11 protein-coding genes are annotated in these 14812 nt (G+C 41.5%); 5 read left to right on the top strand and 6 right to left on the bottom strand.

Features of this window, described 5'->3' with window-relative positions; genetic code table 11:
* Window position 1: 1 nt before the first annotated feature.
* The 3 genes from VOI17_RS16290 to VOI17_RS16280 all read left to right on the top strand — a co-directional run bounded on the left by VOI17_RS16290 (window position 2) and on the right by VOI17_RS16280 (window position 6002).
* Window positions 2-3073, top strand: a complete 3072-nt coding sequence (locus VOI17_RS16290; RefSeq protein WP_323758288.1) for an efflux RND transporter permease subunit — start codon at window positions 2-4, stop codon at window positions 3071-3073.
* A gap of 2 nt (window positions 3074-3075) precedes the next feature.
* Window positions 3076-4380 (top strand): TolC family protein, encoded by a 1305-nt coding sequence (locus VOI17_RS16285; protein WP_323758287.1) that lies wholly within the window; start codon window positions 3076-3078, stop codon window positions 4378-4380.
* Window positions 4381-4496: 116 nt separating this feature from the next.
* Window positions 4497-6002: a transporter substrate-binding domain-containing protein gene (locus VOI17_RS16280; RefSeq protein WP_323758286.1), complete on the top strand. Its 1506-nt coding sequence runs from the start codon at window positions 4497-4499 to the stop codon at window positions 6000-6002.
* On the opposite strand, the gene crtD is transcribed toward VOI17_RS16280, so the two are convergent.
* The 6 genes from crtD to VOI17_RS16250 form a co-directional block, all read right to left on the bottom strand.
* Window positions 6003-7466: a 1-hydroxycarotenoid 3,4-desaturase CrtD gene (crtD, locus tag VOI17_RS16275; protein ID WP_323758285.1), complete on the bottom strand. Its 1464-nt coding sequence runs from the start codon at window positions 7464-7466 to the stop codon at window positions 6003-6005.
* A gap of 199 nt (window positions 7467-7665) precedes the next feature.
* On the bottom strand, window positions 7666-8919 hold the full coding sequence (locus tag VOI17_RS16270) for an NAD(P)/FAD-dependent oxidoreductase (protein ID WP_323758284.1): 1254 nt from the start codon (window positions 8917-8919) through the stop codon (window positions 7666-7668).
* A gap of 3 nt (window positions 8920-8922) precedes the next feature.
* Window positions 8923-9921, bottom strand: coding sequence for a 4-hydroxyproline epimerase (locus VOI17_RS16265; protein ID WP_323758283.1), 999 nt, complete (start codon window positions 9919-9921; stop codon window positions 8923-8925).
* A 94-nt stretch (window positions 9922-10015) separates the two neighbouring features.
* Window positions 10016-10375, bottom strand: a complete 360-nt coding sequence (locus VOI17_RS16260) for a four helix bundle protein (RefSeq protein WP_323758282.1) — start codon at window positions 10373-10375, stop codon at window positions 10016-10018.
* A gap of 197 nt (window positions 10376-10572) precedes the next feature.
* A complete protein-coding gene (locus VOI17_RS16255; RefSeq protein ID WP_323758281.1) occupies window positions 10573-12141 on the bottom strand; it encodes an aldehyde dehydrogenase (NADP(+)) in 1569 nt (522 codons plus the stop codon).
* Window positions 12142-12177: 36 nt separating this feature from the next.
* Window positions 12178-13092 carry a dihydrodipicolinate synthase family protein gene (locus VOI17_RS16250; RefSeq protein ID WP_323758280.1) on the bottom strand — a complete coding sequence of 305 codons (915 nt, stop codon included), beginning with the start codon at window positions 13090-13092 and terminating at the stop codon, window positions 12178-12180.
* Between the two features lie 125 nt (window positions 13093-13217).
* On the opposite strand from VOI17_RS16250, the gene VOI17_RS16245 reads away from it, so the two are divergent.
* Window positions 13218-14066, top strand: coding sequence for a helix-turn-helix domain-containing protein (locus tag VOI17_RS16245; protein ID WP_323758279.1), 849 nt, complete (start codon window positions 13218-13220; stop codon window positions 14064-14066).
* A 61-nt stretch (window positions 14067-14127) separates the two neighbouring features.
* Window positions 14128-14811: a hypothetical protein gene (locus VOI17_RS16240; protein ID WP_323758278.1), complete on the top strand. Its 684-nt coding sequence runs from the start codon at window positions 14128-14130 to the stop codon at window positions 14809-14811.
* Window position 14812 lies beyond the last annotated feature (1 nt).

Below are 14812 nucleotides of genomic sequence, written 5' to 3'. Positions count from 1 at the left end.
TATGTCAAGTTTATCAACCATCAGTATCAAGCGGCCAGTGCTTGCCATGGTGATGAATATCATCATTGTGATTTTTGGAGTTATTGGTTTTAGCTACTTGGGAGTACGTGAATTTCCGAGTGTAGATCCACCCGTAATTTCTGTTTCTACAAGTTACTCTGGTGCCAATGCGCAGATTATTGAAGCGCAGATCACGGAACCCATTGAAGAAGCGCTTAACAGTATTGCAGGTATCAAAACACTGACCTCAACAAGTCGTGATGGAGGGAGCTCCATTTCTGCGGAATTCGATCTAGGAGTTGATCTAGAAGCAGCAACCAATGATGTTCGTGATAAAGTAGCTGGAGTAGTAAGGCGTTTGCCGCCTGATGTAGAGCCTCCAACCGTGCGTAAAGCCGATGCCGATGCCAGCCCTATTATCTTTTTAACCATTGCGAGTAAAGAAAGGAACCTCCTTGACCTTACGCTATTGGCCGAAAATATTTTTAAAGAACGAGTACAAACCATTCAAGGCATCAGCTCAGTTCAGGTTTGGGGTTCAAAACGATATTCAATGCGTTTATGGATGGATCCTGATAAACTGGCCGCTTACCAGCTTACCCCATTAGATGTTCAAAACGCTGTAAGCCGGGACAATGTAGAATTACCATCAGGTGCTGTGGAAGGAACAAGTACCGAAATCGCAGTGCGAACGATAGGAAGGATTAATTCTCCAGAGGAATTCAATAACCTGATTGTAAAAGAAGACGGAGGAACAATTGTTCGTTTTAGGGATATTGGTAGGGCTGAACTTGCTCCAGAAAATGACAGAACCATTCTGAAGAGAAATGGGGTGCCAATGGTGGGAATTGCGGTAGTGACGCAACCAGGGTCGAATAGTATCGAAATAGCTGATAATTTTTACGAAAGAATTGAATTGATCAAAAAGGACCTTCCTGCGGATATTGAGTTGGGAATGGGCTTTGACAACACAGAATATATTAGAGAGTCCATCAATGAAGTGCAACAAACCATTATTGTGGCTTTTGCACTGGTGGTGGTAATTATCTTCCTCTTTTTACGTGACTGGAGAACGACCCTTATTCCTGTAATGACCATCCCGATTTCATTGATCGGAGCGTTTTTCGTGATGTACATTTTTGGCTTCTCTATTAATGTGCTCACGCTTTTAGGGATCGTACTGGCCATTGGATTGGTGGTGGATGATACCATCGTGGTGCTGGAAAATATCTATTCCAAAATTGAAGGTGGAATGGAGCCTGAAGAGGCAGGCATTAAAGGAACGAATGAAATTTTCTTTGCGGTAATCTCTACTACTGTGGCTTTGGTGGCTGTGTTTATGCCAGTGATTTTCCTTCAAGGACTTACTGGGCGTCTCTTTAGGGAATTTGGACTTGTGGTGGCTGGAGCCGTTGTGATTTCTTCCTTTGTTGCACTCACCCTCACCCCAATGATGAGTGCCAAGCTTTTGAGAAAAACCGAGAAAAAGAACTGGTTCTATCGCAAGACAGAGCCCTTCTTTGTGAGCCTTAACCGAGGTTATAACAATTCTCTGGATGCCTTTATGAACATCAGGTGGATGGCATTTGTAATCATTTTGCTTTCTGCAGGGATGATCGCTTTCTTTTTGTCGGGAAATAGAATTCCGGAAGAAATTGCTCCTTTGGAAGATAGAAGCTCATTAAGTGCGAATGCGACAGGGCCAGAAGGGGCTACTTTTGAATACATGGATCAATACGTTGATAGTATTATCAGTGCTGTCGATAAGCACATTCCCGAAAAGGAAGCTTTGATAACTATTACGTCACCTGGCTTCGGAAACAGTTCAATGAACTCAGCAAGGATTACGATTATGTTGAAGGATCCTTCTGAACGAGAAAGGAGTCAACAACAAATTATGGACGACTTTACACCTATTTTAGGGCAGTATACGGAAGCAAGAACCTCACTTTCTCAGCCAGCCACTATTGGTGGTAGAAGGAGTAGTGGGTTCCCAGTACAGTATGTGATTCAAGCGCCTAATTTGGAGAAATTGAAAGAAGTGCTACCAGAGTTTATGGCTAAAGCGCAAGATTCTCCAGAGTTTACATTTGTTAATTTGAACTTGAAATTCACCAAGCCAGAAATCACGATTGAAATTGATCGAGAGAAGGCACGAACATTGGGTATTTCAGTAAGAGATGTGGCCCAGACTTTGCAATTAGGTTTGGCGGGGCAAAGATTTGGATTCTTCATTTTAGATGGTAAACAATATCAAATTATAGGTCAGGTGGATCGGGATAACCGAAATGATCCATTGGATTTAAAAGCACTGTATGTGCGGTCGTCTGACGGAAGATTAATTCAGATGGATAACCTTGTGAGTCTAGAGGAAAATAGTTCGCCACCGCAGCTGTATCGATTCAACAGGTTTGCTGCAGCTACTGTTTCGGCTAGCTTAGCGCCAAAGGTAACAACGGGCCAAGGAATTGATGCCATGGATGCCATTGCTAAAGAGGTATTGGATGAATCATTTACTACCGATTTAGCTGGAACTTCACGCGAGTTTAGAGACAGTGCAGACAGTCTTTATTTTGCTTTTGGTTTCGCTTTGATTTTGATCTACCTGGTGTTATCCGCTCAGTTTGAAAGTTTTGTTGATCCATTAATTATCATGTTTACAGTGCCTCTTGCTTTAGCAGGCGCATTGCTAGTGATTTGGAGATACGAAGAGTCACTAAACATCTTTAGTCAAATCGGTATCATTATGCTCGTGGGCTTGGTGTCTAAAAACGGAATTTTAATTGTAGAATTTGCCAATCAAAGAAAGGCAGATGGGTTAAGTGTTCGTGATGCAGTTTTGGATGCTGCTAAATCACGTTTCCGACCAATCCTTATGACGTCTCTCTCTACCATTTTAGGGATTTTACCAATAGCCTTGGCGCTTGGTGCAGGGGCTGAAAGTAGGGTTTCGATGGGAGTGGCGATTATTGGCGGATTGATATTCTCTACGATATTGACCCTTTTTGTGATTCCCGCTGTCTATACCTATTTCTCCAGTAAAAAAAGTAGACTTTCTAGAACGACTGCCTGATTATGAAAATGAAAATAGCTTTAGTACTCTTCTTTTTTGCCTTAGTAAAAGTTAGTGCACAAGAACCATTGACCATTGCTGAGGCGGTTCAGTTGGGCCTTGAACATAACTTGTCGATTAAGATTTCAAAAAAATCGGCCGAAACTAGTGCCAATAATTCTGATATGAGTTATGGTGCATTGCTGCCTACTTTTGGAATTACCGCGAATAAATCTTTTAGTAATACAGATGTTACGCAACAGTTGGCCAATAGTAATGAAACGAGAGAGATTAAAGATGCCAAGACCAATAACCTCAATATTTCTCCAACTTTAAACTGGACAGTTTTTGATGGTTTAGGGATGTTTCATGTCCGAGACCGACTGAAGGCACAAGCCCAATTGGGAGAGGATGATCTTCAAATTCAGATAGAAAATAACATCGCACTTATTTCTAATGCCTATTACAGAGTGGTGCTGGAACAAGAACGAGCCCGTGTTTTTCAAGATGCACTAGATTTGAGTAAACAGCGCTTAGAACTGGCTTATACGCGATACGAAGTGGGTAAAGCCTCTAAGTTAGTATACCTTCAGGCACAAGTGGATTATAACTCAGATTCATCTAGTTTCTTAATCCAAGAAGAGTTAATCCGTAATGTAAAACTAGAATTGAATCGACTATTGGGTCAAGACTTAGAAAACGATTACGAAATCACTTCTGGCTTTTCTTTCGATAGTTCAATAGCCTTGGATGAAGTACTTGCTGACGCCAACTTGAATAGCCCTACCGTGGTGAGGGCGCAACGAAACAGGGATATAAATTACCTTCAAATGAAGGAATTGAATGCTGAAAAATTCCCACGTGTGAGCTTAAACTTCGGCTATACTTACAATGATAGAAATTCTGATGCGGGGGCAGTGTTAAGTAACCTTTCAACGGGTTTTAACTATGGTGCAGGACTCTCGTTTAATATTTTCAATGGCTTTGATTTAAAACGAAGAGAGCAAAACGCTCAAATTCAACTCGAGTTGACGGAACTTCAAATTCGTGATCTTACGCAGTCTCTAGAGTCTGATGTTCGTAAGGTATATGGGAATTATAGAAACAATATCCGCCTAAATCAACTTGAGGAGTTAAACCTTGAAGTGGCCAAGGAAAACTATGATATAGCACTCGAAAGGTTCAAAGTGGGTAACTCAACGGCTATAGAATTACGGGAAGCCCAAATTAATTTGGTCCAAGCCGAAATCAGAAAAATTACTTCTCAATACAATGTTAAATTGTCTGAAATCGAGCTTAAAAGACTTTCAGGAGGAAACGTGAAGTAGTTGATAAATGCTTACTGGCTTTGATTCCAAACTTTTCTTAAGTATTTTATCTAATCGAATTTGAACGATTTGCCCCTTAGGCTGGTTTAAGTTCTTGCTCACCATCAGGAGAGAATATGATAAAAAGAAAGTCGTTAGTGATTTTTATGGTGCTGTTTTCAGTGCTTCTTATACTTACATCGTGTCGAAAAAGTGCGACCACAAACAGTGGTGAAGCTACCATGCCCGAATTACGTGCAGAGCCAGTTAATCTTGGTTTTGATGAAATTAAGGAACGAGGCACCCTTACTGCCGTAGTTGATAATAGTTCTACGGGGTATTTTATTTACAGAGGCCAACCTATGGGCTATGAGTATGATTTGCTATCACGTATGGCTTCTGACTTGGGTCTTAACCTCAAAATTAAACTTACCTCTGACATTGATGAAGCATTCTTTATGTTGAATACAGGGGCAGCAGACGTGATGGCCTACCACTTAACTGTGACTAAAGAACGAACCGAGCGCGTAGCATTTACAGATAATCATACTGAGGTAAGACAGGTGTTAGTACAGCGCAAACCAAAAGGTTGGAGAAAAATGAAACTCCACGATATTGAAGAAAGTATGATCAGAAACCCTCTAGATTTAGGGGGGAAAGAAGTTCATACACGAAAAGGATCTTCATTTTCTGAAAGACTCGAGAACCTCTCCAATGAAATTGGAGAAGATATAATTATCCTCGAAGACGTTGCCATAATGGACACCGAGTCACTGATCAAAAAAGTAGCAGAAGGTCAGATTGAATACACCATTGCAGATGAAGATATCGCAATGATTAATGCCACCTATTACCCTGATTTGGATGTGGAAACCGCCATTAGTTTTCCTCAGAAAATAGCTTGGGCAGTACGGAAAAATGCGCCAGTTTTAAAAGACACCATAAATCATTGGTTGGATGAAGTGAAATCGACACCAGATTTTAATATGATTTATGATCGCTACTTCAAGTATAGAAAAACGCAAAATTTAAGAGCACAGAGTGACTTTAGTTCGGTTGGAGGAACCATGATTTCGCCTTATGATGAACTGTTTAAATCGGCTGCTGAAAACCTTTCCGTGGACTGGGTGATGTTAGCCTCTTTGGCCTATCAAGAATCAAAGTTTGATCCGGAAGTGGAGTCTTGGGCAGGAGCAAAAGGCCTTTTGCAGCTCACAGACATTTCAATTGAGCAGTTTAATGTTCAAGACCCTTTCAACCCTGAGGAAAGTATAGAGGCAGGAACTGAGTTTTTGGAATGGCTAGAAGATTACTGGGCTGATAAAGTGACCGACCCTAAGGAACGACTAAAATTTGTGCTGGGATCTTACAATGTGGGTCAAGGCCATGTAATGGATGCCGTAAAACTGACGAAGAAATATGGAAAGGATCCTCAGGTTTGGGATGGTAATGTTGCGGAATATTTGATTGCCAAGTCCACCGAGAAATTCTATACCGATCCAGTTGTTCGGTTTGGGTATTGTAGAGGAGATGAGCCAGTGAATTACGTTATGAGGATTTTGGAAAGGTATGATCAATACAAAACTTTGTTTGCGAAGAATTTAGAGGAACAGTCGGACTCCACTTTGGTTACCGTAAACTAACTATTCAAAGTTATTGGCTACAATTTTTGCTGATAATAGGCATAATGGAATTCCACCACCCGGGTGAACGCTTCCACCGCAGAAATACAGTCCTTTGATCTGTTTTGAAAAATTAGGATGCCTCAAAAATGCAGCATACTTATTATTTGAGCTATTCCCATAGAGTGCACCTTGTGTAGATGAGGTGCGAACTTCAATTTTTATTGGATCCAAAATGTCTTCTACTTCAATCAAAGACTCAATATCTTCACCCAATTGTTCTGAGAGCTTTTTCAGTACATTTTTTCTGGCCTCTTTAATTACCTCTTCCCAATCTTGCCCCTGATTATTTGGCACATTAATCATGGTGAACCAATTTTGACAGCCTTCTGGGGCGTCATCTTGCTTTTGGGTTGAAGTGATGTTTACATAAACTGTAGGGTCCTCATAAACACTTCCCTTTTTGAAAATATGCTGAAACTCTTTTTCATAATCATTTGAGAAGAAAATGTTATGAAGATCGAGTTGTTTAAAGTTCTTCTTGATTCCCCAATAAAAAATAAGCGCAGAGCTTGACTTGGGCTGATTGATAAGCTTTGTGGGTTTGCGCTCGCCTTTTAACAGTTTTTCATAGGTGTTTACAATATCCATATTGCTTACTACCCGATCCATTTTATGAAAGCCAAATTTAGTAACTATCCCTTTGGCTTGCCCTTTGTGTAAAGTAATCTTACTGACTGGTGTATTGAAAAGGAATTTGACACCCACTTTTTTTGCCAAGGTGTAAAGGCTTTGGGTGATGTCATGCATTCCTTGAGTTGGGAAATAGGCGCCTATCCCAAATTCTAAATGAGGAATGATGTTCATTGTGCCTGGTGCTTGGTAAGGGTCCGAGCCATTATAAGTAGCATAACGATTAAATAGCTGTACTACTTTTTCACTTTTGAATCTCGCTTTGTTTACCTGATTCATGGTGCTATTAAAACTGAATTTAGATAGCTTACCATAGGATCGGAACGCGTACTTGCTTACCCATGTACTTAGTTTATGCAATGACTTATGCATAAACAGAGGTGATAGAGATGAATAAAGAAAAGCACTTTTACTAAGCGCTTTCTCAATGTTTTCCTTTGGCTCTCCTGTTTTTTGATAGATTTCCTCTTTTAAGGCTTCAATGTCCGCCACAGCATTGATCTCGGTACCATCCGGGTAGAAGTATTTACAGGTAGTATCAAGTTTTTTGTAATCAAAGTATGCTTTAGTATCCAAGCCATGCAGCTCAAAAAGTGCTTCAATTTCTTCTGGTAATGTGAATAATGAAGGCCCAGCATCAAAGCGATAATTCCCCAATTGAATTTCAGTTAGCTTTCCTCCTGGGTGAGCGTTTGCTTCAAAAACAGATACGATATGTCCCTTCTCAGCTAAGCGAATGGCACAAGCCAAACCAGCTACACCAGAGCCTATGATTGCTACGGTTTTTCCCATAGAATTGAATTTACTTCTAAATTGAATTGCAACTAAATCGTGTTAGGGAGAGTACTGTATTGAAGTCAAAAATGAATCCAGAGCGAAAAAATGCACTTTTGCTTACAATTCCAAATTAATTATCGCTTTACGAATTAGGTTTGTGTTGTTTGTCCGCACTATTCCGTAAGAAGGGATAGTGCGGACAATGATTTGTGTTTTAAGCAAACCGCTCAACATCTAGTAAAGGAGACACAATTGATGGCTTCCTACCCAATATTTCTTCCGAGAGCATATGTCCAGTAATTGGCCCTAAAGTAAAGCCGAGCATGGCGTGGCCTGTGCCCACCAATAGGTTTTTGTATTTCTTTGTTCGGCCAATGTATGGCAGACCATCTGGCGTACACGGGCGCAACCCTGCCCAAGTTTCAATTTGAGAAAAATCCTGTGCTTCAAACTGAGGCATAAACTCTTTTACCGATTTGATGATCCCTTGAACCCTTCGCTCATTGATGTTCAATCCCGTGCCGGCAATTTCCATTGTACCCGCAATTCTGAGCCCATGCATCATTGGGGTGGTGGCTACTCTTCCTTCCACCAAAATGGAAGGGAGTTTCGGCATGGCAACAGGCGTAGGAAGAGTGAAACTATATCCTTTTCCTGCCTGCAAAGGAATATCTACCTTAAGTTGCTTCATCAGCAATGGCGACCATGACCCAGCGGCCAATACATATTCATCGGCAGAAAATTCACCTTTTGAAGTAATGATTCTATCGATTTTACCCGCTTTATGAATAATTCTATTGAGTTGAGTATTGTACTGAAACTTAACTCCAATTTGCTCTAACTTCTGCTTGAATTCGCGCATGAACACATTGGGCGTCATCCACGCATCACAACCAAAATAAACGGAACCAGCCATGTTGTACTGGACATTTGGTTCCATGGACTCGGTTTCTGTACGGCTCAAGACTTCGGCTTCGAGCCCAAAAGATTTGGCTAGTTCTACCAGTTCAATTTCATGGTGAAGGGTACTTTCGGTCTTGCAGATCATCAAAAGCCCGGGTTTTTTATAACCCGCTTCAATTCCTTCTTCCTCCATGATTTTTTCATAGAGGCTTTGGCTTTGTACCGTAAGATCATAAAGCACTTGAGCAGCACTTTGCGATTTAATGGCCGTTGCTGATTTCTTGAAAAGTAAGCCCCATTTTATCAGGTCGCGGTTGAGCCGGGGTTTTATATAAAATGGGCTTTCAGGGTTGAACATCCACTTGATGCCTTGACTGATAATGCCAGGTGAAGCCAGTGGAATAAGGTGACTGGGCGAAACGTATCCAGCATTCCCTGTAGAGCAGTTACTACTGCCATCGGTATTATCGATTACGGTGACTTCTACCCCTTGTTTACGAAGGAAATAGGCGGTGCTCAAACCTACAATCCCTGCACCAATCACAATTACTTTTTTCGCTTCCATCTTCTAAATCACCTGAAAACCATAGGCGTATGGATCATCGTCATCAATTACTATTGTATTGTATCCTGTGATTCTGGCCCAACCTTCAATGCTTGGAACAATACCCGAATACGCGCCTAATTTAACTACATCTTCTACTTTTCCAGTAAACTGACTGCCAATAATACTTTCGTGAACGAATTGATCTCCTTTTTGAAGTTTTCCTTTGGCTGCCCATTGTGCCATTCGTGCCGAAGTGCCTGTGCCACAAGGAGATCGGTCGATGGCCTTGTCTCCATAAAATACGGCATTTCTTGCCGTAGAATTAGGTTGAAGTGGAGCGCCTGTCCAAAGCACATGGCTTAAGCCACCGATGGTATCGTTTTCAGGATGACTGAAGCTATGCTCGGCATTGATGCGTTCTCTAACCTTCAAACTCCAACCAATCAGTTGCATGGCGGTGTAATCGGCCATGTCTCGGTAATTTTCTTGAGGGTCGACAATGGCGTAATAGTTTCCCCCATAGGCCACATCCACCTTGAGCATTCCTAAATCAGGGCATTCTACTTCGATATTCTCCTTTGCCAAATAAGCGGGCACGTTGGTCAGCTTTACCGAAGTCACCCTTTTCCCTTCTTGCTGATATTCAATTTTCACGATTCCCGCTGGCGTTTCTAGCTTTAGCTGTCCAGGAATTTTAGGTTGAACCAAACCCTCCTCAATCATAATCGTCACTGTACCGATGGTGCCATGACCACACATGGGCAAGCAACCACTGGTTTCGATGAACAATACCCCGATGTCATTTGCAGGGTCAGATGGTGGATAAAGAATACTCCCCGACATCATATCGTGTCCGCGTGGTTCAAACATTAATCCCTTTCGAATCCAGTCGAATTCTCTGAGGAAATGCTGTCGCTTTTCACTCATATGGGCACCTACTAATATTGGACCGCCCCCAGCTACCAGCCTTACTGGATTACCGCAAGTATGGGCATCGATGCAGAAAAAACGCTTGTTCATTTTAGTTTAATGAAATAAGGATTGAAGGGAATAATGTAATAATGGGTTCATGTTACAATGAATTAATTGGTGAGTGAGTTAATGATTCAATGTTTTAACGGTTGGTGTTTTTTCTGGCTTTTGAGACCACTTTGACTATTTCTAATGCTTCACTTTTGAATGGTGCTATTTGTTCTGGTTGTGCTAAATCTGCTTCCTCCATTACTTCCAACCAAAAGAGCGTTTCATCGGCTTCTTCGTTTACAATTGACATTTTAGCGAAAAACTCAGCTTGAGAGCGAGCAATACTGGCGGCTCTATAATTTGCTGCGGTCGATGTAACTGAACGTACAAGTTGTTTTCCCACAATATATGTAGCATCTGTCTTTTTTAGCTTACCATAGAATTTGATTATTTCTACCGCTAGCTTTTTAGTTCTTGCTTTAAATGCTTCAATAAATTCTACCTTTTCCATGACCTTTTTTTAATGAATTAAGGGAATAATGAAGTAATGAGGAAATGAACTAAGGAATAAATAAGTTAATTATCGATTGTTTTCTGATCATAATAGGTAGTGGTTTTGTGTCTTAACTACATTCCTTGATTCATTATTCCACTATCTCATTAATTCCTTATTTCATTCTTCCCTTAATTCCCTAACTCATTAATCAATTATCTCCTTAACTCATTGTCCACCTTTCTCCAGATACTAAGCGGATTCTCAGCCTTCAGCTCTGCGGGAAGCATCTGATCTGGCCAGTTTTGGTAGCAGATAGATCGGGTAAAGCGGTAAATGGCATCCGTGCCCACCGAAGTATACTTTCCATTGGTGCTGGCAGGGAATGGGCCTCCGTGGTGCATGGCTGGACAAACTTCAACTCCCGTTGGCATTCCGTTAAAGAGGATTCTACCTACTTTTTGCGAAAGAGCGTCTACTGTGTCGATGTTTTCGGCCATGTCGCTTTCAGTGGCCAATAATGTGCCCGTCAATTGCCCTTGAAGCGATTGAGCTACTTGCTTCATTTCGTTTTCATTTTCACAGACCACCAATAATGTAAATGGCCCGAAAATCTCTTCGTGAAGTTTTGTGTTTTTTAGAAATTCAGAGGCAACAACACTCGCGGTTAAGCCTTGTCCGCAGTTGTCTCCAGTGGCTGTAGCGTTTCCGTTTAAGGTTACGCCTTTTTCTTCCAACAGCGCTTTTCTATTCGCGTAATAGCTTTTAGCGATACCCTCATTCAACATTGTAGAAGGAGCCGTTTCGGCCAATGCTTGTGAAAGTGCGGATGAAAAAGCTTCTAATTCTGGCGATTGAATTCCCACCAATAAACCTGGGTTGGTACAGAACTGACCTACAGCCATACTGACTGAGCCTGCTACTGCTTTTCCCAAATCGGCTGGGCTTTCTTTTAGTTTGTTCGGGAATATAAATGTTGGGTTGATGCTCCCCATTTCCGCATACACCGGAATTGGTTCGTCTCTTTGGTTGGCCAAATCGAAAAGTGCTTTTCCTCCTCTAAATGAACCCGTAAAACCGACAGCCTTGATTTGCGGATGCTTGACCAATTGCTGACCCACAGGGATTCCACCATTTACCATGGAGAAAACGCCCTCTGGCATTCCGGTTTTTTGTGCAGCATTCAAAATCGCCTGCGAGACCATTTCGTTGGTGCCTAAATGTGATTCGTGTGCTTTTACAATCACTGGGTTTCCAGCGGCTAAAGCAGAAGCGGTATCGCCACCGGCTGTTGAAAAGGCTAGCGGAAAATTACTCGCACCAAAAATGGCGACAGGTCCAATGGCGACTTCCATTTTGCGCAAATCAGGTTTGGGCGCTGGCGCTCTGTCTGGAATTGCGGTGTCGATGGTGGCATTTACCCATGAGCCTTCGCGCACCAAATTGGCGAACATTTTTAATTGATTGCAGGTACGACCTCTTTCTCCTTGAATTCTACCCTCAGGCAAGCCCGATTCTCCACAAGCGCGCGCTACCAAGGTATCGCCCAAAGCCATGATCTCATCCGCTATTGCGTCTAAGAAGTCTGCTTTTTTTGTTGGCGCTATTCCTTTGTAGACTTGAAAAGCCTGTGTTGCTTTGGCTACTGCTTCATCAATTTCAGCAGTGGTAGCCACCGAAAACGATTCAGGGAAAGCCTCGCCATTGGCAGGGTTGTTTGCAAAGAGTTGTGTGGTGCCTTCTTTCGAAGGGGTTGATCCTATAAAGTTTGTTCCTTTAATCATTGTGTGTTTTTTGCTGCGCGAATAATTGAGTTCAATTTACAAATTCAAATAGTCTGGCAATTCAGGACGGGTTTTAATTCCTGTTTCGATAATCTGTAGTACGTGCTTTCTTTCTGCCCCTGAAAGGGCGAGTCTTGGCGCACGAACGTTTTCGGTACCGATGCCGGTGCCCACTTCAGCCAACTTAATGTTTTGTACCAATTTTGGGTTAATGTCCAGCTCTAATAGTGGCAAGAACCAACGGTAGATTTTCAAAGCTTCCGCATGTCTTCCAGCTTTCTGAAGTCGGTAAATGGCTACGGTTTCTTTTGGGAAAGCGCAAACCAAACCAGCGACCCAACCATTGGCGCCCATAAATATGCTTTCCAAAGCGAGGGTGTCAACGCCAGAAAGAATTTTGAAACGATCGCCAAAACGATTGATCATTCGGGTGATGTTTGAAATGTCGCGGGTAGATTCTTTTACGGCTTGAATGTTTTCGCATTCGGCCAGTTGCTCGAACATGTCTAAGGTCACTTCGATTTTATAATCTATGGGGTTGTTATACACCATGATGGGTAAATCGGTAGCGTTGGCGACTGCTTTATAATAGGTTACGGTTTCGTGATCATCCGCTTTATAGCGCATCGGAGGTAGCATCATTAAGCCACTGGCTCCGTTCTTTTTAGCTTTTTCCGCAGCAATAATGGCTGCCTTGGTGGTTTGTTCCGCAATGTTCATGATCACAGGAACTTTGCCTGCAACCATATCCACCGTGGCGCTTACTAAGGTATCCTTTTCATCTTCCAAGAGTGCACTGGCTTCACCCAATGTGCCACCTAAAATAATGCCGTCAACACCAGCGGCCAATTGCGCTTGGATGTTGGTTTCAAACATTTTTAAATCAAGTTTATCGTCATCTGTAAACTTTGTGGTTACCGCTGGGTAAACGCCTTGCCATGCTACTTTCATCGTATTGTTTTTTTTGGCTAAGGTAGGGGAGTCCATGCTGCACAACTTTGCGAAAATTCACCAATACTAATATGATATTTGCTACTTGGTTAACTTAGGTTTATTTTTGGGCTTAAATAATACAGGTGAAAGTACTTCCTTTTAAAATCCCTAAAACCGAAGCGTCATCAATCTACTTACAAATTGATGATGAATTGTATTTCTATGATATGCTTCATCAGCATCCTGAAATACAAATTACGTGGATCATTTCAGGGGAAGGAACGCTGATTCATGGTGATCATTTGGGGAGTTTTAGACCGGGTCAAGTCTTTGTGATGGGCTCCAACGTTCCTCACGTTTTTCGCTGCGACAAAAAGCACTATCAAGAGGATATGCGGGTGTTGTCTAAGTCGATATTCTTTCGTGCCGAACATTTAAGAGAAACTTCAAAGCTGTTTCCAGAAGTAAGAGAACTACTCGATTTTATTCAGAATGCGGAAAGGGGCATTCGAGTGAAGGGTGTTTTTTCAACCCAGATGATAAGCGCTTTTGAAAAGGTATTTGAAACCAATGGCTTAAAGCGGTTGAATGCATTTTTTGAACTGCTCAATTTGTTTGGCAACCAAGAGAGCATTGCCTACCTCAACGAGTTGCCTCAAAAATCAGTGAAAGAAGCGGAGGGAAGGAGACTGGACGATATCTTCCGCTTCACCCTAGAAAACTTTGGCAGACGCATTACTTTAGAAGAAGTGGCCGAAGTGGCCAATATGAACAAAGCTTCTTTCTGTCGCTATTTCAAACAGCATACCCGCAAAACTTACATCGACTTTCTAAACGATTACCGTATTGGACAAGCTTGTAAACTCCTGCTCAATAAGGACAATACGGTTTCCCAAGTCTGCTACGAATCTGGCTTTAGCAACCTCTCCAACTTCAACCGAAAATTTAAAGAAGTAACAGGCAAAACACCGAGGGGGTATAGGGGGAGTTAGATATTGATTATAAATTTAGAAATTAGAGAATTGCTTTGCTGAGTGCTTAAACCAGATGGAAATGAGATATAGAGATATCAGAAAATATATTGACCTTTTAAATAAAGGCAATATAGAGGAAGTGATTTTTTTGAGACCAATTAGTGAGAATGTCGATTTAGCCAAGGTTTGGCATAGACAGTCAAGAAAGACTGGAGGAGTGGTTTGTTCGCTTGATTTCTTCTTTATCAAAAATGAGGATGAAATCTACATAGGTGCTATTCTAGATATGTGCGATGATTTACATTGGTACATTGTCCCTAAACAAAGGAAAAAGGGATATTTAACAAGAGCCTTGACAAATGAAGTGCTTCCATATATTTTTCTTAATGGTAGAGAAAGTCAAAGGATAACCGTTAGTCCTGGCTTAGGTAGATTGGCTTACCTCAATTCTAAAAGTGTTGCAACAAAGGTGGGCTTTAAGTCGATTGATAAGGAGGAGTCAGTTTTCTTGTTAGAAGAAAGGGACGAGAGCTTTCAAGATAAGACAATTCAGGAAAGAAATATGGGGCTATCAAAAGATAGGTGTGAGATACTCAAAAGAAGGGTTAATGATCTTTCTAAAGAGTTACATAAAATAAGTGATGAGTTAAAAATGGCTTATGGAGATGACAGTTGCTTGAAAGAAATTTCTAAAGAAGTCTATTCATATGTCCATATTATTGAAGATTTGGAATGGAAGAATGATAAAAACCGAGTTGACTAAG

Origin of the sequence: Roseivirga sp., from assembly GCF_034669765.1 — a bacterium.
Classification (GTDB): domain Bacteria; phylum Bacteroidota; class Bacteroidia; order Cytophagales; family Cyclobacteriaceae; genus Roseivirga.
Note: the sequence above shows the minus strand (reverse complement) of the source record. Positions and strands in the feature narration are given on the sequence as shown.

Coding starts and splice junctions, on each gene's coding strand:
- VOI17_RS16290 (WP_323758288.1), top strand. CDS start 2: ATGTCAAGTTTATCAACCATCAGTATCAAGCGGCCAGTGCTTGCCATG.
- VOI17_RS16285 (WP_323758287.1), top strand. CDS start 3,076: ATGAAAATGAAAATAGCTTTAGTACTCTTCTTTTTTGCCTTAGTAAAA.
- VOI17_RS16280 (WP_323758286.1), top strand. CDS start 4,497: ATGATAAAAAGAAAGTCGTTAGTGATTTTTATGGTGCTGTTTTCAGTG.
- crtD (WP_323758285.1), bottom strand. CDS start 7,466: ATGGGAAAAACCGTAGCAATCATAGGCTCTGGTGTAGCTGGTTTGGCT.
- VOI17_RS16270 (WP_323758284.1), bottom strand. CDS start 8,919: ATGGAAGCGAAAAAAGTAATTGTGATTGGTGCAGGGATTGTAGGTTTG.
- VOI17_RS16265 (WP_323758283.1), bottom strand. CDS start 9,921: ATGAACAAGCGTTTTTTCTGCATCGATGCCCATACTTGCGGTAATCCA.
- VOI17_RS16260 (WP_323758282.1), bottom strand. CDS start 10,375: ATGGAAAAGGTAGAATTTATTGAAGCATTTAAAGCAAGAACTAAAAAG.
- VOI17_RS16255 (WP_323758281.1), bottom strand. CDS start 12,141: ATGATTAAAGGAACAAACTTTATAGGATCAACCCCTTCGAAAGAAGGC.
- VOI17_RS16250 (WP_323758280.1), bottom strand. CDS start 13,092: ATGAAAGTAGCATGGCAAGGCGTTTACCCAGCGGTAACCACAAAGTTT.
- VOI17_RS16240 (WP_323758278.1), top strand. CDS start 14,128: ATGAGATATAGAGATATCAGAAAATATATTGACCTTTTAAATAAAGGC.